General features: G+C 73.0%; 22 protein-coding genes. 13 read left to right on the top strand and 9 right to left on the bottom strand.

Features of this window, described 5'->3' with window-relative positions:
- The first annotated feature begins 82 nt into the window (after positions 1-82).
- Together AB0E83_RS01130 and metG are read left to right on the top strand one after the other, a co-directional pair.
- The gene (locus AB0E83_RS01130) at positions 83-2,161 is read left to right on the top strand and encodes a VWA domain-containing protein (RefSeq protein ID WP_362104122.1); all 2,079 of its coding nucleotides are present in this window, start codon (positions 83-85) and stop codon (positions 2,159-2,161) included.
- 74 nt (positions 2,162-2,235) lie between these two features.
- A complete protein-coding gene (metG, locus tag AB0E83_RS01125; protein ID WP_362104120.1) occupies positions 2,236-3,843 on the top strand; it encodes a methionine--tRNA ligase in 1,608 nt (535 codons plus the stop codon).
- Positions 3,844-3,914: 71 nt separating this feature from the next.
- Here metG and AB0E83_RS01120 read toward each other — a convergent pair whose 3' ends face one another.
- On the bottom strand, positions 3,915-4,253 hold the full coding sequence (locus AB0E83_RS01120; protein ID WP_362104118.1) for a DoxX family protein: 339 nt from the start codon (positions 4,251-4,253) through the stop codon (positions 3,915-3,917).
- A 153-nt stretch (positions 4,254-4,406) separates the two neighbouring features.
- Here AB0E83_RS01120 and AB0E83_RS01115 point away from each other — a divergent pair, with 153 nt between their 5' ends.
- The gene (locus tag AB0E83_RS01115) at positions 4,407-4,910 is read left to right on the top strand and encodes a hypothetical protein (RefSeq protein WP_362104116.1); all 504 of its coding nucleotides are present in this window, start codon (positions 4,407-4,409) and stop codon (positions 4,908-4,910) included.
- Between the two features lie 16 nt (positions 4,911-4,926).
- Here AB0E83_RS01115 and AB0E83_RS01110 read toward each other — a convergent pair whose 3' ends face one another.
- The gene (locus AB0E83_RS01110) at positions 4,927-5,139 is read right to left on the bottom strand and encodes a DUF397 domain-containing protein (RefSeq protein ID WP_362104114.1); all 213 of its coding nucleotides are present in this window, start codon (positions 5,137-5,139) and stop codon (positions 4,927-4,929) included.
- Entirely contained in the window at positions 5,136-5,978 is an 843-nt protein-coding gene (locus AB0E83_RS01105) for a helix-turn-helix transcriptional regulator (protein WP_362104112.1), read from the bottom strand. Before AB0E83_RS01105 ends, AB0E83_RS01110 begins: the two co-directional genes overlap by 4 nt.
- 145 nt (positions 5,979-6,123) lie before the next feature.
- Here AB0E83_RS01105 and AB0E83_RS01100 point away from each other — a divergent pair, with 145 nt between their 5' ends.
- From AB0E83_RS01100 to AB0E83_RS01090, 3 genes are all read left to right on the top strand, one after another.
- Positions 6,124-6,552 carry an ATP-binding protein gene (locus tag AB0E83_RS01100; protein ID WP_362104276.1) on the top strand — a complete coding sequence of 143 codons (429 nt, stop codon included), beginning with the start codon at positions 6,124-6,126 and terminating at the stop codon, positions 6,550-6,552.
- A gap of 229 nt (positions 6,553-6,781) precedes the next feature.
- The gene (locus AB0E83_RS01095; protein WP_362104110.1) at positions 6,782-7,159 is read left to right on the top strand and encodes an SUKH-3 domain-containing protein; all 378 of its coding nucleotides are present in this window, start codon (positions 6,782-6,784) and stop codon (positions 7,157-7,159) included.
- 673 nt (positions 7,160-7,832) lie between these two features.
- A complete protein-coding gene (locus tag AB0E83_RS01090; RefSeq protein ID WP_362104108.1) occupies positions 7,833-9,059 on the top strand; it encodes a hypothetical protein in 1,227 nt (408 codons plus the stop codon).
- Positions 9,060-9,081: 22 nt separating this feature from the next.
- Here the strand turns inward: AB0E83_RS01090 and AB0E83_RS01085 are convergent, their stop codons facing one another.
- On the bottom strand, positions 9,082-9,516 hold the full coding sequence (locus AB0E83_RS01085) for a VOC family protein (protein ID WP_362104106.1): 435 nt from the start codon (positions 9,514-9,516) through the stop codon (positions 9,082-9,084).
- Positions 9,517-9,726: 210 nt separating this feature from the next.
- On the opposite strand from AB0E83_RS01085, the gene AB0E83_RS01080 reads away from it, so the two are divergent.
- Positions 9,727-10,242, top strand: a complete 516-nt coding sequence (locus AB0E83_RS01080; RefSeq protein WP_362104104.1) for a GNAT family N-acetyltransferase — start codon at positions 9,727-9,729, stop codon at positions 10,240-10,242.
- A gap of 57 nt (positions 10,243-10,299) precedes the next feature.
- Here AB0E83_RS01080 and aspS read toward each other — a convergent pair whose 3' ends face one another.
- Complete coding sequence (gene aspS, locus AB0E83_RS01075) at positions 10,300-12,123, bottom strand: aspartate--tRNA ligase (RefSeq protein ID WP_362104102.1); 1,824 nt, start codon at positions 12,121-12,123, stop codon at positions 10,300-10,302.
- Positions 12,124-12,291: 168 nt separating this feature from the next.
- Between aspS and AB0E83_RS01070 the strand changes: the two genes are divergently transcribed.
- Together AB0E83_RS01070 and AB0E83_RS01065 are read left to right on the top strand one after the other, a co-directional pair.
- Complete coding sequence (locus AB0E83_RS01070; protein ID WP_362104100.1) at positions 12,292-14,424, top strand: SpoIIE family protein phosphatase; 2,133 nt, start codon at positions 12,292-12,294, stop codon at positions 14,422-14,424.
- Between the two features lie 100 nt (positions 14,425-14,524).
- Entirely contained in the window at positions 14,525-15,340 is an 816-nt protein-coding gene (locus tag AB0E83_RS01065) for an MBL fold metallo-hydrolase (protein WP_362104098.1), read from the top strand.
- Here the strand turns inward: AB0E83_RS01065 and AB0E83_RS01060 are convergent.
- The 3 genes from AB0E83_RS01060 to AB0E83_RS01050 all read right to left on the bottom strand — a co-directional run bounded on the left by AB0E83_RS01060 (position 15,337) and on the right by AB0E83_RS01050 (position 18,155).
- Entirely contained in the window at positions 15,337-16,407 is a 1,071-nt protein-coding gene (locus AB0E83_RS01060; protein ID WP_362104096.1) for an AI-2E family transporter, read from the bottom strand. The two genes, AB0E83_RS01065 and AB0E83_RS01060, sit on opposite strands and share 4 nt — an antisense overlap.
- 84 nt (positions 16,408-16,491) lie before the next feature.
- Positions 16,492-17,454 carry a pirin family protein gene (locus AB0E83_RS01055; protein ID WP_362104094.1) on the bottom strand — a complete coding sequence of 321 codons (963 nt, stop codon included), beginning with the start codon at positions 17,452-17,454 and terminating at the stop codon, positions 16,492-16,494.
- Between the two features lie 194 nt (positions 17,455-17,648).
- Positions 17,649-18,155, bottom strand: a complete 507-nt coding sequence (locus AB0E83_RS01050; protein ID WP_362104092.1) for an SseB family protein — start codon at positions 18,153-18,155, stop codon at positions 17,649-17,651.
- 362 nt (positions 18,156-18,517) lie between these two features.
- Between AB0E83_RS01050 and AB0E83_RS01045 the strand changes: the two genes are divergently transcribed.
- Positions 18,518-20,347 (top strand): acyl-CoA dehydrogenase, encoded by a 1,830-nt coding sequence (locus tag AB0E83_RS01045; RefSeq protein WP_362104090.1) that lies wholly within the window; start codon positions 18,518-18,520, stop codon positions 20,345-20,347.
- 172 nt (positions 20,348-20,519) lie between these two features.
- Positions 20,520-21,827, top strand: a complete 1,308-nt coding sequence (locus AB0E83_RS01040; RefSeq protein WP_362104088.1) for a M18 family aminopeptidase — start codon at positions 20,520-20,522, stop codon at positions 21,825-21,827.
- A gap of 67 nt (positions 21,828-21,894) precedes the next feature.
- On the opposite strand, the gene AB0E83_RS01035 is transcribed toward AB0E83_RS01040, so the two are convergent.
- Positions 21,895-23,706, bottom strand: a complete 1,812-nt coding sequence (locus AB0E83_RS01035) for an NHL domain-containing thioredoxin family protein (protein WP_362104086.1) — start codon at positions 23,704-23,706, stop codon at positions 21,895-21,897.
- 207 nt (positions 23,707-23,913) lie between these two features.
- On the opposite strand from AB0E83_RS01035, the gene AB0E83_RS01030 reads away from it, so the two are divergent.
- Positions 23,914-25,440 (top strand): hypothetical protein, encoded by a 1,527-nt coding sequence (locus AB0E83_RS01030; RefSeq protein ID WP_362104084.1) that lies wholly within the window; start codon positions 23,914-23,916, stop codon positions 25,438-25,440.
- Between the two features lie 3 nt (positions 25,441-25,443).
- On the top strand, positions 25,444-26,193 hold the full coding sequence (locus tag AB0E83_RS01025) for a hypothetical protein (protein ID WP_362104082.1): 750 nt from the start codon (positions 25,444-25,446) through the stop codon (positions 26,191-26,193).
- The last annotated feature ends 45 nt before the right edge of the window (positions 26,194-26,238 follow it).

The following is a 26,238-nucleotide window of genomic DNA, read 5'->3' as shown; positions in this document are numbered from 1 at the left end:
GGCGGCCGCTAACCTTACGTGTCCGCCCTGGCCAGGGATGAAGGACGCATACCGCATCCAACTCATGCGAAAGGGTTCGCCCATGGGTATTCGGAGCTTGCTGCGCAAGGTGTTCGGCCGCGACCGCGAAGACGCCGCGACCCCCTCCGTCCCGCCCCAGTCCCGCGAACCCCACTCCGAGACCCCGGCCCCGGCGGACCTCCCCCCCTCCGCCGAGACCCCCGGGGCCCCCGAGACCCCCGCCGGGACGACCCCCGAGACGCCCGGTACGGCGCCCTCCGAGGCAGCCGCCCGGGAAGCCGCCGACGCCCTGGTGGCCGCCGCCTTCGACAACCCCCAGATCCCCAAGGCCCGCACCGCCTCCTCCCCGCCCCCGGCGGAACCGGCGACGGAAACCGACCCGTCCGAGAAGCCCACGACACCCACGCCGAAGCCCGAGGCGGAAGCGGAAGCGGACGCCGTGGCGGCCACGCCGGAGGCTGAGCCCGAGGCGGACGCCGTGGCCGCCGCCGCTGCCGATGCCGAGCCGCAGGCGACCGTCGAGGCCGACGCCGTGGCGGAGCCGGAGGCGGACGCCAAGGCGGAGCCCGAGGCAGACGCCGAGGCAGACGCCGATGCCGAGCCGAAGGCGGACACCACGCCGGAGGCGGGCGCCGTGGCGGAGCCCGAGGCGGACGCCAAGGCGGAGCCCGAGGCGGACGCCGAGGTCGCTGCCGATGCCGATGCCGAGCCGCAGGCGACCGTCGAGGCCGACGCCGTAGCCGACGCCGTGGCGGAGCCGGAGACGGACGTCAAGGCGGACCCCGAGGCGGACGCCGAGGCCGCTGCCGAGCCGCAGACGACCGTCGAAGCTACTGCCGATGCCGTCGCCGACGGCGACACGGACGCCGTGGCGGAGCCGGAGGCAGACGCCGAGGCCACTCCCGACGCCGAGCCGAAGGCGGAGGCCGAGCCGCAGGCCAAGGCCGACGTCGTCGCTGACGGCGACGCGGACGCCGAGACCGCTGCCGCCACCGAACCGCAGGCCAAGGCCGACGTCGTCGCCGGCGGCGACGCGGACGCCGAGACCGCTGCCGCCACCGAACCGCAGGCCGAGGCCACCCCCGCCCCGACCGCTGACGCCACCGCCGACGCCGAGCCGGAGGCGGACGCCGAAGCGGACATCGCCCCGGAGGCCGCCGCCGAGGAGTCCGCTCCGGTGGCTGCGCCGGAGGCGGACGCCACCGCTGCCCCGGCACAGCCGGACACGACCCCGGAGGCCGTCGAGGCGGAGCCGCAGGCGACCGCCGAGGCCGAGCCGGAGGCGGAGGCCGACACCGCCCCGGCACCGGCCGCCGACACCACCGCCGAGCCGGAGGCCGAGGCCGCGCCCGCGCCCGAGTCGCAGGTGGACGCCGAAGCCGAGGCCGCCCCGGAGGCCGCCGCCGAGGCGGAGCCGGAGGTCGCTCCGGAGGCCGGCGCGGAGCCGGAGGGCGTCGAGGCCGCCGGCGACGGCGACCGCGGGCCCGCCGTGCCGCTCGCGCGGGTCAGGGCGGCGGCGCCGCAGCTGGCCGACGCGTACAAGGCGGCGGGGAGCGTGCTCCGGAAGGCGGGGCTCGACGGGGCCCGGGCGCGGGTGTACCTCGTCGTGGACCGGTCCGGGTCGATGCGCGGGTACTTCAAGGACGGCTCCGTGCAGCGCCTCGCCGAGCAGGCCGTCGCGCTCGCCGCGCACCTGGACGAGGCGGCGACGGTGACGACCGTCTTCTTCTCGACCGACGTCGACGGGGTCGTCGACCTCGCGCCCGCCGACCTCACCCCCACCCGCGTCGAGGAGATCAACGCCGGTCTCGGCCGCCTCGGCCGCACGAACTACCACCGTGCCGTCGAGGAGGTCCTGGCCCACCACGAGAAGGCCGACCCGGCCCGCCCGGCGCTGGTGATCTTCCAGACGGACGGCGCCCCCGAGTCCCGTACCGCCGCGACCCAGGCACTGGCGGAGGCGGCCGGCCGCCCCGTGCACTGGCGCTTCACGGCCTGGGGCGAGGAGGACGGCAAGGCCTTCGACTACCTGCGGAAGCTCACCGCGGACCGGACCGCGACGCACTTCGCGGGCCCGACCCCGGTCGAGACCCCGCACGCGGAGTTCTACCGGGGCGTACTCGCGGGCCTGGAGCTGTAGCCCCCCCGCCCGCGCCCTCCGCCCCCTGCTTATCGATGTGAGTCGATCTTCACGGGCCCGTTAGGATTTCGACCATGGCGGCCACTGGATCCGAGAAGCAGGGGGCGAAGGCGTTCTACGTCACGACCCCCATCTACTACGTCAACGACGCTCCTCACCTGGGCCACGCCTACACGACCGTCGCAGGCGACGTGCTCACGCGCTGGCACCGTCAGCGCGGCGAGAAGGTGTGGTACCTCACCGGCACGGACGAGCACGGTCAGAAGATCATGCGCACCGCGGAGGCGAACGGCGTCTCGCCCCAGGAGTGGTGCGACAAGCTCGTCGAGGAGGCATGGAAGCCCCTCTGGGAGCACCTGAACATCGCGAACGACGACTTCATCCGCACCACGCAGAAGCGTCACACGGACCGCGTCCAGGAGTTCGTGCAGGACCTGTACGACAAGGGCGAGATCTACAAGGGCGGCTACGAGGGCCCGTACTGCGTCGGCTGCGAGGAGTTCAAGCTCCCGGGCGATCTCATCGAGGCGGAGGACGGCACCAAGCTCTGCCCCGTCCACAAGAAGCCCGTGGAGATCCTCAAGGAGGAGAACTACTTCTTCAAGCTGAGCGAGTACGGCCCGAAGCTGCTGGAGTTCTACGAGGCGAACCCGGGCTTCATCCAGCCGGAGTCGGCCCGCAACGAGGTCGTGAACTTCGTCAAGCAGGGCCTGGAGGACCTCTCCATCTCGCGGTCGACCTTCGACTGGGGCATCCCGGTCCCGTGGGACGCCGAGCACGTGATCTACGTGTGGATCGACGCGCTGCTGAACTACGCGACGGCCGTCGGCTACAACGAGAACCCGGAGAAGTTCGAGGAGACCTTCCCCGCGAACGTCCACCTCATCGGCAAGGACATCCTCCGCTTCCACGCGGTGATCTGGCCGGCGATGCTGATGGCGCAGGGCCTCCCGGTCCCCGGCAGGGTCGCGGCCAACGGCTGGCTGATGGTCGGCGGCGAGAAGATGTCGAAGTCGAACCTGACCGGCATCAAGCCGCAGGACCTGACCTCGCACTTCGGCGTGGACGCGTACCGCTGGTACTTCCTCCGGGCCATCGCCTTCGGTCAGGACGGCTCGTTCTCGTGGGAGGACTTCTCCGCCCGCTACACCTCCGAGCTGGCCAACGACTACGGCAACCTCGCCTCCCGCGTGGCGGCGATGGTCGGCAAGTACTTCGGCGGCGAGCTGCCGGCCTCGGCGGCCGACGGCGACGCCGAGAAGGCGGTCCACGAGGGCCTGGCGAAGGCCGTCGCGACGGCCGACGCCAAGATCGGCGAGGAGCTGGACTTCCAGGGCGGCATCCTGGCGGTCTTCGACTTCGTGAAGCAGGTCAACGGCTACATCACGGAGCAGGAGCCGTGGAAGGTCGCCAAGGACGAGTCGGAGGAGGGCCGGGCCCGCCTGGCGACGATCCTCTACACGGCCGCCGAGTCCCTCCGCGCCGTCGCCGTCCTCCTCAACCCGATCATGCCGGAGACCTCCCAGAAGCTCTGGGACTCCCTCGGCGCCGAGGCGTCCCTGGGCGCCCTCGCCGACCAGCCGGTCCAGTCCTCCGCCACGTGGGGTCAGCTCCCGGCCGGCGCGACGGTGACGAAGGGCGCGGTGCTCTTCCCGCGCCTGGAGGAGCCGAAGAAGGACTGACGTCCGCCCGCACGCAAGCGAAGGCCGCCGCCCGGTACCGACCGGGCCGGCGGCCTTCGCCGTCCCCGCCGTCACCCCACGGCGAGCACGGCGACCGCCGGCGCCATGTACACCAGCGGGAACGGCACGTGCCCGTACGCCTTCGCCCGTACGACGGTGATCACGGCGCCCGCGAAGTAGAGCACCAGCCCCACGGCCGCCAGCACCCCCACCACCGGCACCCAGAACCCCGCGACGAGCCCCGCGGCCCCGGCCAGCTTGATCACCCCGAGCCCGTTCCACCACGACCGGGGCACCCCGTACGCGGCAAGCGGCTCCACGACGAACTTCGCCCTCGCGAGCACCGAGGCGCCCGAGAACCCGGCCATGAAGGCGGCGAGCGCGGTGACGACGGCGGCGGTGGTGGACATGCGGACTCCTCCGGTCGCGGCCCCGGGAGGGGGCCGTACACCGGGATGACGGAGCGGACGGCGAAGGTGTGACGACGACGACGGAGAACAGCGATGCGAGATTCATGTAAACAAAAGTTCCCAAGCGCAGGGCTCGTAAACTAGAGTTGTCACATGACGTTCTCGGACCAGCTTCCCGCAGAAGAACTGACCGGCCTCGAATCCGCCCTCTACGAGGCCCTGAACCCCCTCGCCGCCACCCTCCGAGCCCGTGCCACCGGGCAGCCCGAGGACCGGATGTGGCACGGCGAGCCGGTGGACATCGCCCTCTCCGTCCTCGCCGCCTGGAAGGTGGTCGACCAGGAGGTCAAGCGCCTCACCGCCGTCGCCGCCGGCACGGCCGGTTCGTACGGCGCGAGCTACGAGCAGCTCGGTGCCGTCTGGGGCATCACCCGCCAGGGCGCCCGCAAGAAGTGGCCGGACGCGGTGCCCCGCCCGACGCCCGGCACCACCACCCTCGCCCTCTTCGGCGGCCGTGCGGAGCTCTCCCCCTCCGGCGACACCTGGACGTGGACGGCCACGGCCGCCGACGGCTCCAGAACCGACGAGGCCGCCGCCCCCACCAAGGAGGAAGCGGCGGCACTGGCGGGCGCGTTCCTGAAGGACCACGCCCGCTGAGGATCCGCGACGGCGATCAGCCGTGGGCGCGCGTGAACCCGACGAACCCAGCCCACGCGCCGGGTGAGAGCACGAGCTGCGGCCCAGCGGTGACCTTGGAGTCCCGGACGTGGACACCGGCGAGGGTGGCGGCGACCTCGACGCACGATTCGCCGTCGGTCCCGCCGCTGTAGCTGCTCTTGAACCACGCCAGTTCGGAGGCGTCCCCGGCAGAGACCTTGCGGATCATGTTTCTCCCAGCAGTTGCTCGATAAGGGCCAGAGACTCCCGCGGCGAGAGAGCCTGCGCCCGGATGGTGCCATACCGCAGCTCAAGGATGCGGAGCTGCCTCGGGTCAGTGATCGGCCTCCCGTTGAACGCGCCGTCGGATCGCCCCACCGCCGTACCATCCAGGAACTTCAGCAACTCGATCCTGCCGTCCAGCCCCGGGTGGGCCTCGGTGTTCGTCGGCATGACCTGAAGTGTGACGTTACGCAAGCGCCCCACCTCCAGCAGATGTTCGAGCTGCTGCCGCCACAACATTGTGCCCCCAACCTGCCGACGCAGCGGCGCCTCTTCCAGCACGAAGTGGATCGACGGGGCCGGATCCCGTTCGAAAACCGACTGGCGGGCAAGGCGAGCGGCCACCATGCGTTCCATGTCGTCCGGCGAGTACGGAGGCTGCGCGGCCCCGATCAAAGTGCGCGCATGCTCCGGCGTCTGCAACAGCCCGGCGATGATGTTGCACTCGTACACCCCGATCTCCACCGCCTTGGCCTCCAGCTTCGCCAGCTCCCGCACCTTCTTCGGGTACCGGACCTTCGCCACGTCGTCCTTCATCGCCGACAGCAGCCCATCCGCCCGCAGGACCTCGTCCGCCTTGTCCAGGTACTCGGGGCGCGGGATCCGCTTGCCGCCCTCGATCTTGTAGACCAGGTCCTCGCCGTAACCGACCGCTTCCGCGAACTCGGCGGCCCGCATGCCCACCGCCTCGCGCCGCAAGCGCAGTTGGCGACCCACCGTGGCCACCACGGCGACGCCCCACTCGTCGTCCGGATCGACTTCCCAACCGCTTTCCTCCGCCGACATCCCGCACCCCTCCGTGTGTCCTGTGTGGCCGCGTCCCCCTACCCGCCACGGGGTCTCCGACAGACCGGACAGCAGTGGACAAGCCCCGGACAGTCACCCTACGTATCGGCGGTGTGACTGTTCACGGTAGCGGGAGGCGACCACGCTGGGTGACGTGACCGAAGAGAAGACCACCGCTCAACTCACCGATCTCCTGGACCACTTCGACATCCGGCTCTCCCCGACACCGCGCGGGGCGCGGCTCGCCCGGCTGCTGGCGATGGAGTGGTTGCGGCCCCGGACGGACGTGCCGTACGCCGTCACCGAGGCGGCCGAGCAGATCGTCGCCGAGCTGACGACGAACGCGGCGACGCACGGCCGGGTCGCCGGCCGCGACTTCCGTCTCGCGCTGGCCGCGCTGCCGGGGGTCCTGCGGATCGAGGTGACGGACACGCGCGGGGACGCCCTGCCCGAGCAGCACGAGGGGCGCGGGCTGTTGCTGGTCGGGGCACTGGCGGACCGGTGGGGCGTGGAGCCGGGTCCCACGCCCCGGAAGACGGTCTGGGCGGAACTCGACCACGCCCGGTACCGCTAGGCCGTACGCCGGAAGCGGATCTTGCGCGGGGGCGACGGCGGTGCCGTCCCGAGGAGCCTCGGTACCCTGATCGGCATTCAGGGCAGGGCCTCCCTTCTGTGCGAGAAGCGCGGGACGCGGGGGCCCGGCACGTGCGGAGGGGCACCGGATGAGTGGCGGGCGGAGCAGGGCGAGGGAGGAGTCCCTCGGCAGGGCGTTCACTGGTGCCTCGCGCGTCGAGTGCGGTCCCGTGGACGTCGAGGCGGCCCGCCTGGCCTACCGGGAGGCGGGTTTCGACGTCACGGACGAGCTCGTGGCGTTCCTCGGGAAGTACGGCGAGACGACGGTCTTCTGGCCGTCCCATGTCACCGGGGACGAGACCTCGCTGACGATCTCGGTCGGGGAGGCCACGGAGGCGTTCGCGCCGAACGTGCGGTTCTTCGAGAGGCGCCTCGGCATGTCCGCCCTGCCGGTGGGCATCGCCTTCGAGACCGAGGAGATGGTCCTCCTCGCGGAGAACGGCGACATCGTCCTCGGTGGTGACGCGGGACTCCAGCGGGTGGCGCACGGTTTCGAGGAAGCCGTACGGGCCCTGATCTCGGGCGACTGGGACATGACCTTCTTCTAGAGAGCCTGTCCGGCGGATCTCGCCGGGTTCGCGGCGTCCGACACGCGCGTCCGTGACGTACCGGAGACGCCGGCCGGACCGGTCCGGGTGCCGCTCAGGTGCCGTCGCCGTCCTGACGCGCGGCGCGGCGCCCTCGGAGACCCACAGGGCGACAACAAAAGTTTCCATCTTGTCCCCGGCGGACGGCGCCCGGCGGTGGACGGCCACGGCCGCCGACGGCAGCGGACCTGCCCCGTCCGAGCCCTCCGCCGACGGCGGAAGACCCCCGCTTCCCACCGCCCCCGACCTGCGCCGTTCACCGCTTCACCGGCGCCCGGCCGACCGGCGTCCGGTGGGCCGTCCGCCGGTGGGAAGGGCGATCAAATACCTGAAGTACTGGGAGGAAACACTCCCCACCCACCCACCCTCTCGCGGGCGCGAGAACGCGATCACTCACGAGGGTGAATATGCCAACTGGCCGTGGTTCGTGGGTGTTTGCCTGCCCTAGGCTCTTCCCCGACCGACTGTTCACAGACATACGTCGGCCCTCGCAGGGATAGCCGTCCCGACGCGAGGGCCTACCAACCAGGAAGAAGCAACCTTCCCGATGGATACCCTCCAGCCTAGTCGGCGTCCCCGCGCCGCGTCCCGTCCCCGCTCCAAGAACCACCCTCCCCGGGGTGGCTACGCCGGCGTGGTCCACGAGAACACCCCGCACAAGCGCGGTTACGTGGTGATCGGCAACCACCTCGTCCAACACCCGTCCCTCTCCGGCCTGGCGAGGTCGCTCGGCGCCTTCATCCAGTCCCTGCCCGAGGGCTCCCCCGTGGACATCAACACCCTGGCGCAGAACTTCCGCGAGGGCCGGACCAGCATCGGAAAGGCCCTGCGCGAGCTGGAGGAACACGGCTACCTCCGCCGCACGGTGCTCCGCCTCCCGAACGGCCGCCTGGTCACCCGCACCATCTCCTACAACCAGCCCCCCACCGCCACCCCCGTCCCCGCCCCCGCCTCCGTCCCCGCTCCCCGCAAGCGCCCCTCCCCACTCCCCGCCCAGGAACCGGCGCCCTCCCCCGGGCCCGACCAGGAGCAGCAACAGCACCACGACCTGCCCCCCGGGCCCGTCCCGGAGCCGCACCACGACCTCGCTCCCCGGCCCACCCCGGGACCGCCGGAACCGCACCACGACTCCGCCCCCCAGGCCGAACAGGAACCGGACCACGCCCCCGGCTCAGACCCCGCGCCCGCACCCCCGGAGGTCGTACCGACGCCCCCCGCACCCCCGGAGGACGCCGCACCCGCCCCGGGCGACCCGGCCCCGCCCCCGGAGGCCGCCCCCGCTCCCGAGCCGACTCCCCCTCCCCCGCCTCCCTCCGGCCGTCACTCCCTCCCTCCCGTGCCGCACCCCGGGTTCCCCGCCCAGGAGCTGCTCCAGATCTCCCTCCGGCTGCTGCTCGAACTGCGGGAGGCCGACCCGCGGCTCTACTTCTCCGCCGCCGAGGCCGACCACCTCGCACCGGGCGTCGCCGCCTGGATCGAACGCGGGGTGAGGCCGGCGACCGTCCGCCACGCCCTCACGACGGACCTCCCCAAGGAGCCCCTCCGCCGCCCCGCCGCCCTCCTCGCCCACCGGCTGAGCGTCCACCTGCCCCCGCTGCCCATGCCCGACGTCCCATGGGTCGACCCCTTGGGCCCGCCGCCCGCTCCCCGGCCGATCCAGTACTGCGAGAACTGCCACAACTGCTTCCGGGGCGCGCCGACGGACCACTGCCCCCGCTGCGGCAGCACCCCGTCGGAGCCGGCCACCTACGTCCCGAACAGACCCCCGACCGAAGACGCCGAAGGGGCCGAAGGGGCCGAAAGCGCCAACGGAGCCGAAGGAGCCGAAGGCGTCGACTCCCCCACTCACCCCGCCACCTGACGGCCCATCAGCAAGTCGGCCCTCAGTCCAGGCAGAACTCGTTCCCCTCCGGATCGCTCATCGTGATGTGTCCCGCGTCCAGGCCGCCCGGCTCCCTCCGGTACAGCCGCTTCGCCCCCAGCGCCTCCAGTCGGGCGGCCTCCGCCTCCAGCGCGGCCATCCGCTCGTCGCCGGTCAGGCCGGGGGCCGCGCGGACGTCCATGTGCAGGCGGTTCTTCGCCGTCTTGCCCTCCGGCACCTGCTGGAAGAAGATCCGCGGCCCCACGCCGTCCGGATCGACGATGGCCGACCGGCTGTTGTGCAGCTCCGGCGGCACCCCCCACGCCGTGAGCGCGGCCGTCCAGCTCTCGAACCCGGCCGGCGGCGGCTGCACGACGTACCCCAACGCCCGCGCCCAGAACTCCGCCTGCGCCCCCGGGTCCGCGCAGTCGTACGTCACCTGGAATTCCTTGGCCATGCTCGCCTCCACACACTCGAAACCGACACGCACCCACTCCGGCCCCGACCTCCCGGGCCGCCCCACCATCCTCACACCGCCCTCTGACAATCCCCCGCCCCCGGAGCCGCCGCCCGGTGGAATACGGTCACGAGGAGCACGCCCCGGCCCGCCCCCGGTGGGGACGACGGAGAGGATCGGGCCGGAACACCCGCGCGAGAGGAGTCGAGAATGCCGGAGAGCGTCGTCGTCGAGGCGATCCGTACCGGGCGGCTGGAGCTCGTGCCGTTGGAGGTGGAGCATGCCGGGGAGATGGCCGGCGTGCTGGGGGACCCGGCCCTCCACGCGTTCACCGGGGGCGCGCCGGAGAGCCCGGAGGAGCTGCGGGCGCGGTACGCGCGGTGGGCCGCCGGGGCGCCCGACCCCCGCACCACCTGGTGCAACTGGGTGATCCGCGCCCGTGAGGAGGGGCGGCTCGTCGGGACCGTGCAGGCGACCGTCGTCGGCGGCGTCGCCGAGGTCGCCTGGGTCGTCGGGAGCGCCTGGCAGGGGCGGGGGTACGCCTCCGAGGCGGCCCGCGCGCTCGTCGGGTGGCTGCGGGACCGGGGCCGTACCGTCGTCGCCCACGTCCGTCCCGACCACGTGGCCTCCGCCGCCGTCGCCCGCGCCGCCGGGCTCGTGCCCACGGACGAGACGCACGACGGGGAGGTGCGGTGGGTCCTGCCCGCCGTGCCCGGTGAGAACTGAAGGGCCCGGAACCGTGCGTACGGTTCCGGGCCCTTCAGCCGTGCGTCGGCGTCGGCGTCAGCGCGCCGCGTCCGGGTGGACGGACTCCGTGACCGGACGGTCCTCCGGCTTCGCGGACGGCTTCTCGACCGGCTTGCGGAGCTGGATGTTCAGCTCGCGCAGGCGGGACTCGTCGAGCTCGGTCGGGGCGCCCATCATGAGGTCCTGCGCGTTGCCGTTCAGCGGGAACGCGATGGTCTCGCGGATGTTGGGCTCGTCGGCCAGCAGCATGACGATGCGGTCGACGCCGGGGGCGATGCCGCCGTGCGGCGGGGCGCCGTACTGGAAGGCGCGGAGCATGCCGGCGAACTCGGTCTCGACGGTCTCACGGCTGTAGCCGGCGATCTCGAAGGCCTTGAACATGATGTCGGGCTCGTGGTTCCGGATGGCGCCGGAGGACAGCTCGATGCCGTTGCAGACGATGTCGTACTGCCAGCCGAGGACGTCCAGCGGGTCCTTGGTCTCCAGGGCCTCCAGGCCGCCCTGGGGCATGGAGAAGGGGTTGTGCGAGAAGTCGATCTTGCCGGTCTCCTCGTCCTTCTCGTACATCGGGAAGTCGACGATCCACGCGAAGCGGAAGACGTTCTCCTCGAACTGGCCGGCGCGCTTGGCGGCCTCGACCCGGACCGGGCCCATGATCTTGGAGACCTCGTCGAACTCGCCGGCGCCGAAGAAGACGGCGTGGCCGGGCTTGAGGCCCAGGCGCTCGGCGAGGACCTTGACGTTCTCCTCGGTGAGGAACTTGGCGATGGGGCCGGTGAGGGCGTTCTCCTCGCCGACGCGGACCCAGGCCAGGCCCTTCGCGCCGAGGGAGACCGCGTAGTCGCCGAGGGAGTCGAAGAACTTGCGGGGCTGGTCGCCGGTGTCCGGGACGGCGAGCGCGCGGACGTGCTTGCCGGCGAACGCCTTGAACTCGGAGTTCTCGAAGACGTCGGAGATGTCGACGAGTTCGAGGGAGGTCCGCAGGTCGGGCTTGTCGTTGCCGTACTTGAGCATCGACTCGCGGAACGGGATCCGCGGGAAGGGGGAGGAGACCGGGCGGCCGCCGCCGAACTCCTCGAAGAGCTCGGTCATGAGCTTCTCGATCGGCTGGAAGACGTCCTCCTGCTCGACGAAGCTCATCTCGACGTCGAGCTGGTAGAACTCGCCGGGCGAGCGGTCGGCGCGGGCGTCCTCGTCGCGGAAGCAGGGCGCGATCTGGAAGTAGCGGTCGAAGCCCGAGATCATGAACAGCTGCTTGAACTGCTGCGGGGCCTGCGGGAGCGCGTAGAACTTGCCCGGGTTGAGGCGGGACGGGACGACGAAGTCACGGGCGCCCTCGGGGGAGGTCGCGGTGAGGATCGGGGTCGCCATCTCGTTGAAGCCGAGGGCCGTCATCTTGGAGCGGATGGCGGCGATGACGGCGGAGCGCAGCATGATGTTGCGGTGCATGCGCTCGCGGCGCAGGTCGAGGAAGCGGTACTCCAGGCGCCGCTCCTCGTTGACGCCGTCGTCGGCGTTGATGGTGAAGGGGATCTGCTTGGCGGCGCCGAGGACCTCGACCTCGCCGACCTCGACCTCGACCTCGCCGGTGGGCAGCTCGGGGTTGACGTTCTCCGCGCCGCGCGAGACGACCTTGCCGTCGACGCGGACGACGGACTCCTTCGTCAGCTTGTCGAGGGCCTCGTAGGCCGGGGTGCCGGGGCGGGCGACGAGCTGCGTGATGCCGTAGTGGTCGCGCAGATCGATGAAGAGGATGCCGCCCAGGTCGCGCCGATTGTGCAGCCAGCCGCTGAGCCGGACGTCGGTGCCGACGTCAGAGGCGCGGAGCTCGCCGCAGGTGTGGGACCTGTACCGATGCATCGTCGTTCATCCAGTCTTCGGGATCGGAGTGGAAAGACCTTGACAGCGTCAGGGCGCCAAGGCTTTCCCAGCCTACCGGGACACCCAAGATCGCGATTCGATTACTCTCGGTCGCGCCCGGCGGGGTCACGGTGGCGACCCGCTGTCCGATATTCATAAAGTGGGGCAATGCGCACCGAGGACGTCCTGGCCGCGATCGCCACGGGCCTGTGGCGCTGGGACAACGCTTCCGGGATCGTCTCGCTCGACGCCGAGGCCGCCCGGCTGCTCGGGCTGCCCGCGGAGCCGGTGCGGCTGTCCGAGGCGGCGGTGCGCTCGCGCTTCCATCCGGTGGACTGGAACGAGATCGACGGCGTGGTCAGTCTGGCGGTGGCCGAGGGGACGCTCGCCGAGGCCCGGCTGCGGATCATGGACGAGCAGGGCCGGGTGATCCGGACCGTGCGGAGCCGGTCCAAGCCGCTGATCGAGGGGAACGACTACCAGCTGGTCGGCACGCTCCAGGAGGTGGCCGAGCCGCAGCCGGGGACGGCCGGGCCGCACACGCCGATCACCGGCGACTGGCGGCGCTCGCGCGAGGCGTTCCTGCTGGACGCGGGGCGGGCGCTCGCGGAGGCGCGGTCCACGGCGGAGGTGCTGCGGGTGGCGGCCTCGCTGTCGATGCCGGGGTTCTCGCCGGACGGGCTCGCGGTCTTCGGGATGTCGGGCGAACGGCTGACGGTGATCGGGCACCACGGGCAGCGGGACGGCGACGAGGGCCCCTTCACGTCGATGTCGCTGGCGACGGACTACCCGGCGGCGGAGGTGGTGCGGACCGGGCGGGCGATCTACCTGCCGTCCCCGGAGGAGTACCGGCGCCGCTTCCCGACGACGTGGCCGCTGGCGGAGCCGTTCGAGCGGCAGTCGTGGGCGTTCGTGCCGCTGGTGGTGGCGGGGCGGACGATGGGCGCCTGGATGGCGGCGTTCAAGCACCCGGTGGCGTTCACGCCCGACGAGCGGTCGGTGCTGACGACGGTGGCGCGGATGCTGGCGCAGGCGCTGGCCCGGGCCGGGGTGGCGGAGTCGGAGCGGGAGCTGTCGCTGGGGCTCCAGCGGACGATGATGCCGGTGCTGGGGCCGGGGATCCCGGGGATCCGGGTGGCGGCGCGGTACGTGCCGACCGGCGGCGGGCTCCAGGTCGGCGGCGACTGGTACGACATGATCCGGCTGCCCGGCGGCACGCGCGGCCCGGCGGGCGGCTCCCCCGGCCGGATCGCGCTGGTCATCGGGGACGTCCAGGGGCACGACGTGCGGGCGGCGGCGCTGATGGGGCAGCTGCGGATCGCGCTGCGGGCGTACGCCTCCGAGGGGCACCGGCCGGACGCGGTGCTCTCGCGGGCCTCGCGGTTCCTGTACGGGGTCAACGACGGGTACGACGGGGGCGAGGACGCGCCGGGCGGCGGGCCGCGCTTCGCGACCTGCCTGTACCTGGAGGTGGACCTGGCGTCGGGGACGGTGGACATCGCGCGGGCGGGCCATCCGGACCCGGCGGTGCGCATGGTCGACGGAACGGTTCTGCTGCGGCCGACGGCCGGCGGTCTGCCGCTCGGCATCGACCCCGACACCGACTATCCGACCACCCGGCTCACCCTGGAACCCGGCGAGACCCTGATGATCTGCACCGACGGGCTCCTGGAGACCGGCGGGCACGACCTCGACAGCGGCTGGGAGCGGGTCCGGCGGCTCCTGGAGGAGCACCGGGGCGACGACCTGGAGGAGCTGGCCGACACCCTCGTGGAGGCCGTCCACGGGCCCGGCTCGCACCACACCACCGGCCCGCTCGCGGACCGGCGCGAGGACGACATCGCCGTCCTGCTGCTCTCCCGCCGGCCGGCCACGACGGTGCGGGAGGCCCCGCGCCGCACCCTGATGACGATCGCCCAGGCGGAGCCGGAGCGGATCGCGGAGGCGCGCGAGCAGGTCCGGCAGCTGCTGCACGACTGGGCCGACGGGGACCAGCTCGACGCGGCCGTCCTGATGGTCTCCGAGATGGTCACCAACGTCCTGGTCCACACGGACGGCGACGCGCTGCTGACCGCCGAGGTCGGCTGCGGCGACAAGGGCCGCCGGCTGCGCGTGGAGGTCTCCGACGCGAGCGACGAGCTGCCGCACAAGCGCCATCCCGGCGAGATGGCCTCCAGCGGGCGCGGCCTGGTGCTGATGGAGATGCTGGCGGACGCGTGGGGCGTGGAGCCGCGCGGCGAGGGCAAGACGATCTGGTTCGAACTGACGGAGCCGGCGGGGCCGGAGGGCTGCTGCGGGTAGCGGGGCCGTGCCGGACGCGCACGCCCTCCGGCGCGCGCCGCTCACCCGGACGGCGGAGACTGGTGTCGTACGGCCGCCCGGGGGGACCACGGAGCTGGTCATGGACACCCACAAGGTCGGCAGTGACACCACTGTCCTGGCCGACAGCCTGGAAGTGCCGGGGATGGGACACGTCCCCGTCAACGCGTACGTGCTGACCGCCGCCGAGCCCGTCGTCGTCGACACCGGACTGTCGATCGCGGACCGGGACTTCGGCGCCGTGCTCGCCACGGTGATCGACCCGGCGGACGTGCGCTGGATCTGGCTCACCCACCCGGACCGCGATCACACGGGCGGGATCTTCGAGCTCCTGGAGGCCGCCCCACGCGCGCGCGTGGTGACCACCTTCCTCGGCTTCGGCATCATGTCGACCGAGCGGGCGCTGCCCATGGACCGGGTGTACTTCCTCAACCCGGGGCAGTCCCTGGACGTCGGGGACCGCGTCCTGCACGCCTTCCGGCCGCCGCTCTTCGACAGCCCGGCGACCGTCGGCTTCTACGACGACCGGACCCGGACCTGCTTCAGCTCGGACTGCTTCGGCGGCCCGATGCCGACCGCCGAGCTCGCCGAGAGCGGACACGCGAGCGACCTGAAGCCGGAGGAGCTGCGCGGGACGCAGCTGATGTGGGCGACGCTCGACAGCCCGTGGGTGCACGTGGTGGACCCGGAGAAGTACCGGGCGACCCTGGAGCCGCTGCGGGCGATGGACCCGGAGATCGTGCTGTCCACCCATCTGCCGCCGGCCGTGCGGATGACGGACCGGATGCTGGGGACGCTGGCGGAGGCGCCGGACGCCGACCCCTTCGTCGGCCCCGACCAGGCGGCCCTGGAGGCCATGCTGAAGTCCTTCGAACCGGGCGCCGCGCCGGTCTCCTAGCCGGCCTCCTCCGGTGCCGGCCGGGAGGTCCCGTACCGGGCGCGGAGCACGCCGAGGACGCCGGTGGCGGCGGCCGTGAGGGGGACGGCGAGGAGCATGCCGAGGACGCCGGCGACGGAGGCGCCGGCGGTGATGGCCAGCATGACGGCGGCCGGGTGCATCTGGACGGTGCGGCTCTGGACCATCGGCTGGAGGACGTTGCCCTCGATGACCTGGACGGCGAGGACGACGCCGAGGACCCACAGGGCGATGACGAAGCCGCGGTCGGCGAGGGCGACGAGGACGGCGACTGCGCCGGAGAGGAAGGCGCCGAGGTAGGGGATGTAGGCGGTGACGAAGACGAGCGCGGCGAGCCCGATCGCGCCGGGGACCTGGAGGACGAGCAGTCCGATGCCGATGAGGACGGCGTCGACGAAGGCGACGAGGGTGGTGCCGCGCATGAAGCCCTCGACGGCCTCGAAGGCGCGGCGGCCCATGGCCTCGGCGGTGTCGGCGGTGCCGGACGGGACGAAGGCGCGCAGGGCGCCGACGGCGCGGTCGGAGTCGCGGAGGAAGAAGAAGATGAGGAGGAGGGCGAGGACGGCGGTGGCGAGCATCTGGCCGACCACGCTGAGCCCGGAGATCACCCCGGAGGCGGCGGTGCCGCCGAACTTCTCCAGGAGGGTCCTGGCGTTCTCGGCCAGGTCCTCCAGGGAGGTGCCGGCGGCGCCGAAGTGCTCGGCGATGTCGAGGGCGGCCCGCCGCAGCGAGGCGAGGATCTGGTCACCGGTCTCGATGAGGGCGGCGACCACGATGTACGTGGCTCCGCCGACGACGAGGAGGACGGCGAGGACGGTGACGGCGGCGGAGAGGGACTTGCTCACCTTCATCCGCAGCAGCCGCCGGTAGAGCGGCCCGAGCAGCGCCGTCCCGAGGATGGCGAGGAGCACCGGCGTCACGGCGGCCTTGAAGACCACGCACAGCCAGATGAAGACGGCGACGACCCCCGCGACGAGCAGTGCCACGGCGCACCAGGCGGCGAGCTTGCGGGCGGGTTCGGGAAGCAGCGGCGTTCGACTCGTCTCCACCCGTCCATAAGATCACACCGGTGCTCGCGCGACGCGGACGTGACGGGCCGTCCGGGCGACGGCCCGTCACATCGGCGCGGCCGCCTACTCGCCCATGCCGTGGACCGCCGGGACGGTGCCGAGGCGGCCGGCCTGGAAGTCCTCGAAGGCCTGGCGGAGTTCGGCCTGGGTGTTCATGACGAACGGTCCGTAGTGGGCCATGGGCTCGCGGATCGGGCGGCCGCCGAGGAGGACGACCTCCAGGTCCGGGGTGTGGGAGTCCTGCTTCTCGTCGGCGCGGACGGTCAGCGAGCCCCCCTGGCCGAAGACGGCGGTCTGGCCGAGGTGGATCGGGCGGTGCTCGGCGCCGACGGTGCCGCGGCCGGCCATGACGTACGCGAGGCCGTTGAAGTCCTCGCGCCAGGGCAGGGTGATCTCGGCGCCGGGGCGCAGGGTGGCGTGGATCATCGTGATCGGGGTGTGGGTGATGCCGGGGCCCTGGTGCCCGTCGAGCTCGCCGGCGATGACGCGGAGCAGCGCGCCGCCGTCGGGGGAGGTGAGGAGCTGGACCTGGCCGCCGCGGATGTCCTGGTAGCGGGGGGCCATCATCTTGTCGGCGGCGGGGAGGTTGACCCACAGCTGGAGGCCGTGGAAGAGGCCGCCGCTGACGACGAGGGACTCCGGCGGGGCCTCGATGTGCAGGAGGCCGGAGCCGGCGGTCATCCACTGGGTGTCGCCGTTGGTGATGGTGCCGCCGCCGCCGTTGGAGTCCTGGTGGTCGAAGGTGCCGTCGATGATGTAGGTGACGGTCTCGAAGCCGCGGTGCGGGTGCCAGGGGGTTCCCTTGGGCTCGCCGGGCGCGTACTCCACCTCGCCCATCTGGTCCATCATGATGAACGGGTCGAGGTACTGGTAGTTGATCCCCGCGAACGCCCGGCGCACCGGGAAGCCCTCGCCCTCGAAGCCCTGGGGGGCCGTGGTGACGGCGAGCACGGGACGCGGGACGGCGTCGGCCGATGCGACGACGCGCGGCAGGGTGAGCGGGTTCTCGACGGTCACGGCGGGCATGGTGGACCTCCTGATGCGGCCTCGGGCACGGGGGGCCTTCCGGCCTCGTACCCCCACTTTAGTTGAATGCTGAACTTCCTGCCACCCGGAACGCGGAACGCCCGGGAGGAATTCCTCCCGGGCGCTCTCCCCCTGACTCCGGGGCGCTCTCTCCCCCGGCTCCAGGGCTCTCCTTCTCCCGACTCCAGGGTCGGTCAGCCGTACATCCGCCGCATCGCGAACTCCACCATCTGCTCCACGGCCTTCGCGTCGAAGACGATCCGGTGGTCGCCCTCCATGTCGAGGACGAAGCCGTAGCCGGTCGGGAGCAGGTCGATCACCTCGGCACCGGTGATCACGAAGTACTTCGACTCCTTGCCCGCGTACCGCCGCAGCTCCTTCAGCGAGGTGAACATCGGGATCACCGGCTGCTGGGTGTTGTGCAGGGCGAGGAAGCCGGGGTTGTCGCCGCGCGGGCAGTAGACCTTCGAGGTCGCGAAGATCTGCTGGAAGTCCTCGGCGGCCAGGGTGCCGGTGGTGAAGGCGCGTACGGCGTCGGCGAGGGAGGGCGGCGAGGGCTCGGGGTACAGCGGGGGCTGCTGCTGGGCGTATCCGCCGCCCGGCATCCCCGCCTGCATGCCGGCCTGCGGCGGCGCGTACTGCCCCTGCTGGGGCGGCGCGTACTGCTGCTGGGCACCCGGGTTCTGCTCGTAGCCGTACATGAGCCCCAGCCTATCGAGCGCCCCGCCCCGCCAGGACCCCTACGGGCCGGTCACCTCGCGGCGCGGGGGCACCGCGCGGGGCCCGGCGGGAAGGCGCCGCCGGCCTCGTCGTACGCGGCGATCGAGCTCCGGTCACAGGAAGTGCCGGTCCGGTCACGCGCCCCGCCCGCCCGCGCGTCTCCGCGCCACCGGGTCGCGGGCGCGGCGGCCGCCCTCCACCGGCGCGCGCGATTGACGTCACAGATGTCCGGATAGGGGTTGCAACTTATTACTGGCGGGTAGCATCATCGGAGAGAGCGTTTTGCTACTCGCCGGTACGTGTACGAGGAACCTCCCTCCCCGAGCCTTACGGAGCCGTCGCCATGGGGCACTACAAGTCGAATCTCCGCGACATCGAGTTCAACCTCTTCGAGGTGCTCGGCCGCGACAAGGTGTACGGCACCGGTCCGTTCGAGGAGATGGACGTCGACACCGCCAAGAGCATCCTCGACGAGATCCGCCGCCTCGCCGAGAACGAGCTGGCCGAGTCCTTCGCCGACGCCGACCGCAACCCGCCGGTCTTCGACCCGGAGACCAACACCGCCCCGGTCCCGGCCACCTTCAAGGCCTCGTACAACGCCTTCATGGAGTCCGAGTACTGGCGCCTCGGCATCCCCGAGGAGATCGGCGGCACCGTCTCCCCGCGCTCCCTGATCTGGGCCTACGCGGAGCTCCTCCTCGGCTCCAACCCGGCCATCTGGATGTACTCCTCCGGCCCCGCCTTCGCCGGCATCCTCTACACCGAGGGCAACGAGCAGCAGAAGAAGGCCGCCCAGATCGCCGTCGAGCGCCGCTGGGGCTCCACGATGGTCCTCACCGAGCCCGACGCCGGCTCCGACGTCGGCGCCGGCCGCACCAAGGCGATCCAGCAGGAGGACGGCTCCTGGCACATCGAGGGCGTCAAGCGCTTCATCACCAGCGGTGAGCACGACATGGAGGAGAACATCCTCCACTACGTCCTCGCCCGCCCCGAGGGCGCCGGCCCCGGCACCAAGGGCCTGAGCCTCTTCCTCGTCCCGAAGTACGAGTTCGACTGGGAGACCGGCGAGCTCGGCGCCCGCAACGGCGTCTACGCCACCAACGTCGAGCACAAGATGGGCCTCAAGGCCTCCAACACGTGCGAGATGACCTTCGGCGACAAGCACCCCGCCAAGGGCTGGCTCATCGGCGACAAGCACGACGGCATCCGCCAGATGTTCCTCATCATCGAGTTCGCCCGCATGATGGTCGGCACGAAGGCGATCTCCACCCTCTCCACGGGCTACCTCAACGCCCTGGAGTACGCCAAGGAGCGCGTCCAGGGCACCGACCTGGCGAACTTCATGGACAAGAACGCGCCCAAGGTCACCATCACCCACCACCCCGACGTGCGCCGCTCGCTGATGACGCAGAAGGCGTACGCCGAGGGCATGCGCTCCCTCGTCCTCTACACGGCCTCCGTGCAGGACGCCATCCAGCTCAAGGAGGCGGCCGGCGAGGACGCCAAGGCGCTCCACGGCCTCAACGACCTGCTCCTGCCGATCGTGAAGGGCTACGGCTCCGAGAAGGGCTACGAGCAGCTCGCGCAGTCGCTCCAGACCTTCGGCGGCTCCGGCTTCCTCCAGGAGTACCCGATCGAGCAGTACATCCGGGACTCCAAGATCGACACCCTCTACGAGGGCACCACCGCCATCCAGGGCCAGGACTTCTTCTTCCGGAAGATCGTCCGCGACCAGGGCGCCTCCCTGAACACCCTCTCCGAGGAGATCAAGAAGTTCCTCGCCACCGGCACCGGCGGCGAGGAGCTGGCCGGCGCCCGCGACGCGCTCGCCAAGGCGGCCGTCGACCTGGAGGCGATCGTCGGCAAGATGATCACCGACCTCACCGCCACCGGCGAGGACGTCAAGAACATCTACAAGGTCGGCCTCAACACCACCCGCCTGCTCATGGCCTCCGGTGACGTCGTCGTCGGCTACCTGCTGCTGCGCGGTGCCGCCGTCGCCGCCGAGAAGCTCGCCGCCGGCGCCTCCGGCAAGGACGTCGCCTTCTACCAGGGCAAGATCGCGGCCGCGAAGTTCTTCGCCGCCAACGTCCTGCCCGGCGTCTCCACCGAGCGCCTCCTCGCCGAGGGCGTGGACGGCGGCCTGATGGACCTGGACGAGGCCGCGTTCTAGCAGCGCGCCTGGTCCATACGGGAACGGCCCGTCCCCGGGGAGGGGGGCGGGCCGTTCCGCTTTCCCGTGGCGGGGCGGCCCCGGGGCGCCCTCCCGGGGACACGGGGCCGCGGGCGCCCGGCGGGCCACCGGCCCCACCGCGCCCGAGGGGCTCCCCCGTAAGGTGGGGCGCATGAGCAGCGCAGCTTCCCGGCCGGCGACCACGCCCTTCGGTCCCGGGCACACCGATGACCTGATGACCTTCCTCTCGGCGTCCCCCTCGCCGTACCACGCGGTGGCGAACGCCGCCGAGCGGCTGGAGAAGGCGGGCTTCCGCCGGGTCGAGGAGACCGCGGCGTGGGACGGGACCAGCGGCGGGAAGTTCGTCACCCGCGGCGGCGCGATCATCGCCTGGTACGTGCCCGCGGGCGCCACCCCGCACACCCCGTACCGGATCGTCGGCGCCCACACCGACTCCCCCAACCTGCGCGTCAAGCCCCGCCCCGACATGGGCGCGCAGGGCTGGCGGCAGGTCGCCGTGGAGATCTACGGCGGCACCCTCCTCAACACCTGGCTCGACCGCGACCTCGGCCTCGCCGGCCGGCTCACCCTCCGCGACGGCGGCCACCGCCTCGTCAACGTCGACCGGCCGCTGCTGCGCGTCCCGCAGCTCGCCATCCACCTCGACCGCTCCGCCAACGACGGGCTCAAGCTCGACCGCCAGCGCCACATGCAGCCCGTGTGGGGCACCGGCGAGGTCCACGAGGGCGACCTGATCGAGTTCGTCGCCGGCGAGGCCGGCGTCGACGCCGAGGACGTGGCCGGCTGGGACCTCATGGTCCACGCCGTCGACGCCCCCGCCTACCTCGGCCGCGACCGCGAGCTCGTCGCCGGGCCGCGCATGGACAACCTGCTCTCCGTCCACGCCGGCGTCGCCGCCCTCGCCTCCCTCGCGGGCCGCGACGACCTCCCGTACATCCCGGTCCTCGCCGCCTTCGACCACGAGGAGAACGGCTCCGAGGCCGACACCGGCGCCCAGGGCCCGCTCCTCGGCACCGTCCTGGAGCGCTCCGTGTACGCGCGCGGCGGCGGCTACGAGGACCGCGCCCGCGCCTTCGCCGGCACCGTCTGCCTCTCCTCCGACACCGGCCACGCCGTCCACCCCAACTACGCGGAGCGGCACGACCCGACCCACCACCCGCGCGTCAACGGCGGCCCGATCCTCAAGGTCAACGTCAACCAGCGGTACGCCACCGACGGCACCGGCCGCGCGGTCTTCGCCGCCGCCTGCGAGAAGGCGGGCGTGCCGTGGCAGACGTTCGTCTCCAACAACGACATGCCCTGCGGGACCACGATCGGCCCCATCACCGCCGCCCGCCACGGCATCACGACCGTCGACATCGGCGTCGCGATCCTCTCCATGCACAGCGCCCGCGAGCTGTGCGGCGCCGAGGACCCCTACCTCCTCGCCAACGCCCTGGTCGCCTTCCTGGAGGGCTGACCCCCCGGCACGGACGAAGGGCCCCGCTCGCCGTGGCGAGCGGGGCCCTCTCCGGTCCGCGGACGCGTCAGCCGTCCATGCCCGCGAGGATCAGCGGGAGGCGGGAGGCGCCGTCGGCGGTGAGCTTCACCGGGACGCCCCAGTCCTGCTGGTGGACGTGGCAGGCCGGGTACTCGTTGGCGGGGTCGTCGTCGCAGGAGGCGGCCATCGCGGAGACGTGCAGGACGCCCTCGGTGACGTCCGGGTTCAGCTCCAGGTCGCGGAAGAGGTCCGTGCCCGTGCCCTCGCCGGAGAGCAGCAGCTCCGGCGGGGTCGAGGAGACCAGGAGACGGGTCGAGGGGCCGTACCGCTCGTCCAGCTTCTGGCCCGTCGGCGCCTGGAAGACGACGTCCAGCCGGAAGGCGCCGGGGGCGACGTCGGTGGCCTCGCGCCGCGTGCGGTGCGCGACCGCCTCCACCCGCACGGCCTCCTCGGGGAGCCGCAGCCGGGTGAGGCGGTGGCGGGCCGACTCGACGACCACGATCTCGTCGCCGTCCAGGACGGCGTCGCTGGGCTCGCGCAGGTCGGTGGCGAGGGTGGTGACCTCGCCGGTGGCCGGGTCGTAGCGGCGCAGGGCGTGGTTGTACGTGTCGGAGACCGCGACCGAGCCGTCGGGCAGGGCCGTCACGCCCAGCGGGTGCTGGAAGAGCGCCTGACCGGCGGCGCCGTCCCGGTGCCCGAAGTCGAAGAGGCCGGTGCCGACGGCGGTGTGCACGTGCCCGTCGGTGTCGATGAACCGCAGGGCGCTGGTCTCCGAGTCGGCGATCCACAGGCGGTCCCCGGCGGCCGCGAGGCCCGACGGCTGCGCGAACCACGCCTCGGCGCCGGGCCCGTCGACGAGCCCCTCGTTCGTCGTCCCGGCCGCGACCTCGACGGTCCCGCTCTCCGGGTCGTACGTCCAGATCTGGTGCACGCCGGCCATGGCGATCCACACCTTGCCCCGCCACCAGGCCACGTCCCACGGCGAGGACAGGTCCACGTCGAGCGCCGGGCCCGAGGTCGGGGACCCCTGCCACCACTGCTTCCCGGTGCCCGCGATCCGCTCCACCGCGCCCGTCGCCGGGTCGAACCGCTGGAGCGCGTGGTGCACGGTGTCCGCGACGACGACCGTCCCGTCCGGCAGCGCCGCCAGCCCCTGCGGCTCCCGGAAGACCCCTTCGCCGCCGATCCGCCGCACCACGGTCTCCCCGTCGGCGGCGAGCTCGACCAGCTGGTGGCGGGTGGTGTCCGAGACGAGGAGGTTGCCGTCGGCGAGCCTGATCGCCTTCCCCGGGAACCGCAGGTCGGTCGCGACCGGCTCCGGCGGCACGTACGGCCCGTCCCCGCGCCGCAGCGTCCCCTTCGCCTCGTGCTCCGCCTCCAGCTCCTCCACGAGGGTCCGGATCGCGTTGGCGTGGCCCTCCCCCGCGTGCTGCGCGACGACGTACCCCTCCGGGTCGATCACCACCAGCGTCGGCCAGGCCCGCACCGCGTACTGCTTCCACGTCGCCAGCTCGGGGTCGTCCAGGACCGGGTGGTGCACCTCGTACCGCTCCACGGCGTCCACGACGGCCTGGTGCTCCGCCTCGTGCACGAACTTCGGCGAGTGCACGCCGACGATCACGAGCGTGTCCCGGTGCTTCTCCTCCAGCTCCCGCAGCTCGTCGAGGACGTGCAGGCAGTTGATGCAGCAGAAGGTCCAGAAATCCAGGAGGACGATCTTTCCTCGCAGGTCGGCGAGGGTGAGGTCGTCTCCGCCCGTGTTGAGCCAGCCGCCCTTGCCGATCAGCTCGGGGGCACGGACGCGGGCACGGGAACGGGGGGCGGGCGCGGGGGTGGGCGCCGGGGCGGCATCGTTCATGGTTCAAGCTTGCCATCCGTCCAGGGGCGGACGGGCGTGCGGGCGTACGGGTGGATCGGTGCGGCCGGGCGGGGGGTGTCCGCGTGTCCCGGGCGGGGGGTGCGGCGGGGCGGGCGGTGGCATGGGCCCATGACGCGTGCGGGCAGATCATCGGATTACTCCCGCTTCCGGGGGAGGCGAGGCGTTCGGATCGGGGCCGGGCTCCTCGTGGGGGTCCTCGTGCTGCCCTGCCTCGTGCTCGCCGGCCCCCGGGAGGCGCGGGCCGGCGGGGCGGGGGACAGGGCGCTGCGGCTGGACGTCACCGTCAACGGGCGGGCGGCCGGCGGGGAGCGGCCGGTCGCCGTACGGGCCGGGGCCCGGGTGGTGAAGCGGTACCGGCTGGTCAACCGGGGCGGGGCCGATCTGCACGGGGTACGGGTGCGCGATCCCGGGCTCCCGTCGGGCGTCGCCGTGCGCTGTCCGCGCCCCACCCTCGTCGGGCTCACCTCCATGGAGTGCGCCGCCCGCTTCCGCGCCCTGCCCGGGGCCCGCACCGCCACCGTCCGCGCCGAGGGCCGGATCCCCTCCCTCGCGCTGACCGCCGTCGCGACCGACCGCACCGGGTACGCCGGGATCCTCGGGTCCCTGGTCCTCCACGAGCGGGTGCGCGTGGCCCCGCCCCGGGCCGCCTCTGGCTCCGGCCCCGGCCCGGCGGGCGAGGCCGCCCTCACGTACACCGTCACCAACCGGGGGAACCGGGCCCTGTACGACGTGCGCGTCACCGATCCCGCGCTCCGGCTCTCCGCCGGGGGCGTGGACTGCGGCGGACGGCCCGGCCTCGTGCCGCTGCTCGCGCCCGGCGCCTCGGCGCGCTGCACCGCGACGGTGCGGCGGCCGGCCGGTGCGCACCGCAGCACCGGCCTGGCCACCGGGACCGACCGGGTCGGCACCTACGCCCCCGACGGACGCCGGGTCCCCGCGCCGGTCCTCACCGCGCGCGCCGGAGCCTCCTTCACCGTGCCGGAGGCCACGCGGCCGGCGAGACCGGCACGGCCCGCACGGCCGACGGGGGCGGCGGGGGCGACGGGGCCGGCGGGGGTGTCGGGACAAGCCGTGGCGGGGGTCGGTGGAGCGCCGGGGGTTGGTGCGGTGCCGGGGGCCGGTGCGGTGCCGGGGGCCGGTGGAGCACCCGGGGTCGGTGTGGTGCCGGGGGCCGGCGGGGTGCCGGGGGCCGGTGGGGTGCTCGGGAGCTTCGGCGCTGCTGCGGGGCCGCCCGCGGCCGTTCCGCCCCTCAGCGGTGTGATGCCCGCCGGGCCACCCGGTCCTGACGCTCCGCCGGCCGCCGGGGACGGCGTCGGCGGGGACGGGGCGGAGGCGGGCGGAGCCGAGGCGGCCGGGGGCGCGGGGGCCGTGCCCGGGGCCGCCGGGGTGTCCGGGGACGGGGCGGGCGCGGGGCGGGTGGCGCCGCCGCCGGGCGCGCCGGAGGCGGCCGCGCGGGAAAGGGGCGCCGCCCCCGCCGTCCCGCCCGCGGACTCGTCCTCCACCGCCGACTCGCCGTCCACCGACTCGCCCTCCGCCGACTCGCCGTCCACGGAGGCCGCGCGGCGGGCCGACGGGGGCGTCACCGAGGGGTTCCTCGGGCGGCTGCGGCGGCGCGGGCGGGAGGCGGACGAGATGGGGGTCGTCGTGATGCTGCTGCTCATCCTCGTGCCGGCGGCCCTCGCCGCCGCGCTCCTCGGCAACCGGAGGTCCTGACCCGTGGCCCTGCTCGAAACGCTCGTCGTCGTCATCGGCGTCGCGCTGCTCGGCGCGCTCGCCGTCGTCCTCAAGACCCGGCTCTTCCCCTCCCCCGCGGACGAGGAGCCGCGCGAGGACGTCGCCGAGTACATCGCCATGATGGTCTCGGTCCTCTACGCGATCGTCCTCGGCCTCTGCCTGGTCTCCGTCTGGGACACCCGGGCCGCCGCCTCCGACCACGCCCAGGCGGAGGCGAGCGCCCTGCACCAGACGTATCTGCTGGCGGACGCCTTCCCCGAGGACCGGCGCGAGCCGCTGCGGGTGGCGGCCCGGACGTACGCCGGGCACGTCGTGGACGTCGAGTGGCCGATGATGGCCGCCCGGCAGCCGCTCGACCCGTCCGGCTGGCTGCTGCTCGAACAGCTCCGGCGGGCCGGCGAGGTCGACGACACCGCCACCGTCTCGCAGCAGATCGCCGCGCAGGAGGTGCTCGCCCAGCTCGGGTACGTGGACGACGCCCGGCGCGGGCGGGAGGCGGCCGCGCAGGAGAGGCTCTCGCCGGTGCTGTGGGCGGGCCTGATCATCGGCGGGGTCCTGACCCTCGCCTTCATGTTCATCTTCGGGATCCACCGCACCCGGACCCATGTGGTGATGGTGATGGGCCTCTCCGGGTTCATCGCCTTCACCGCGCTGTTGGTCCATCAGCTCGACGCGCCCTTCGGGGAGGTGCTCGGCACCGGCCCGGACGCCTTCACCCGCTATTTCGAGTGAGACCGCCCCCTCGCACGGCTCCTCCCCTCGCGCGGCTCCCTCCTC

The organism is Streptomyces sp. NPDC035033, assembly GCF_040636735.1.
In the GTDB taxonomy this organism is placed as follows: Bacteria; Actinomycetota; Actinomycetes; order Streptomycetales; family Streptomycetaceae; genus Streptomyces.
Note: the sequence above shows the minus strand (reverse complement) of the source record. Positions and strands in the feature narration are given on the sequence as shown.

Bases quoted from the DNA above. Each gene is read 5' to 3' on its own strand.
- AB0E83_RS01110 (WP_362104114.1), bottom strand. From the start codon at position 5,139: ATGATCCGCAAGGTCTCTGCCGGGGACGCCTCCGAACTGGCGTGGTTC.
- AB0E83_RS01065 (WP_362104098.1), top strand. From the start codon at position 14,525: ATGGACACCCACAAGGTCGGCAGTGACACCACTGTCCTGGCCGACAGC.
- AB0E83_RS01105 (WP_362104112.1), bottom strand. From the start codon at position 5,978: ATGTCGGCGGAGGAAAGCGGTTGGGAAGTCGATCCGGACGACGAGTGG.
- aspS (WP_362104102.1), bottom strand. From the start codon at position 12,123: ATGCATCGGTACAGGTCCCACACCTGCGGCGAGCTCCGCGCCTCTGAC.
- AB0E83_RS01070 (WP_362104100.1), top strand. From the start codon at position 12,292: ATGCGCACCGAGGACGTCCTGGCCGCGATCGCCACGGGCCTGTGGCGC.
- AB0E83_RS01120 (WP_362104118.1), bottom strand. From the start codon at position 4,253: ATGTCCACCACCGCCGCCGTCGTCACCGCGCTCGCCGCCTTCATGGCC.
- AB0E83_RS01080 (WP_362104104.1), top strand. From the start codon at position 9,727: ATGCCGGAGAGCGTCGTCGTCGAGGCGATCCGTACCGGGCGGCTGGAG.
- AB0E83_RS01055 (WP_362104094.1), bottom strand. From the start codon at position 17,454: ATGCCCGCCGTGACCGTCGAGAACCCGCTCACCCTGCCGCGCGTCGTC.
- AB0E83_RS01040 (WP_362104088.1), top strand. From the start codon at position 20,520: ATGAGCAGCGCAGCTTCCCGGCCGGCGACCACGCCCTTCGGTCCCGGG.
- AB0E83_RS01085 (WP_362104106.1), bottom strand. From the start codon at position 9,516: ATGGCCAAGGAATTCCAGGTGACGTACGACTGCGCGGACCCGGGGGCG.
- AB0E83_RS01130 (WP_362104122.1), top strand. From the start codon at position 83: ATGGGTATTCGGAGCTTGCTGCGCAAGGTGTTCGGCCGCGACCGCGAA.
- AB0E83_RS01115 (WP_362104116.1), top strand. From the start codon at position 4,407: ATGACGTTCTCGGACCAGCTTCCCGCAGAAGAACTGACCGGCCTCGAA.
- AB0E83_RS01045 (WP_362104090.1), top strand. From the start codon at position 18,518: ATGGGGCACTACAAGTCGAATCTCCGCGACATCGAGTTCAACCTCTTC.
- AB0E83_RS01050 (WP_362104092.1), bottom strand. From the start codon at position 18,155: ATGTACGGCTACGAGCAGAACCCGGGTGCCCAGCAGCAGTACGCGCCG.
- metG (WP_362104120.1), top strand. From the start codon at position 2,236: ATGGCGGCCACTGGATCCGAGAAGCAGGGGGCGAAGGCGTTCTACGTC.
- AB0E83_RS01035 (WP_362104086.1), bottom strand. From the start codon at position 23,706: ATGAACGATGCCGCCCCGGCGCCCACCCCCGCGCCCGCCCCCCGTTCC.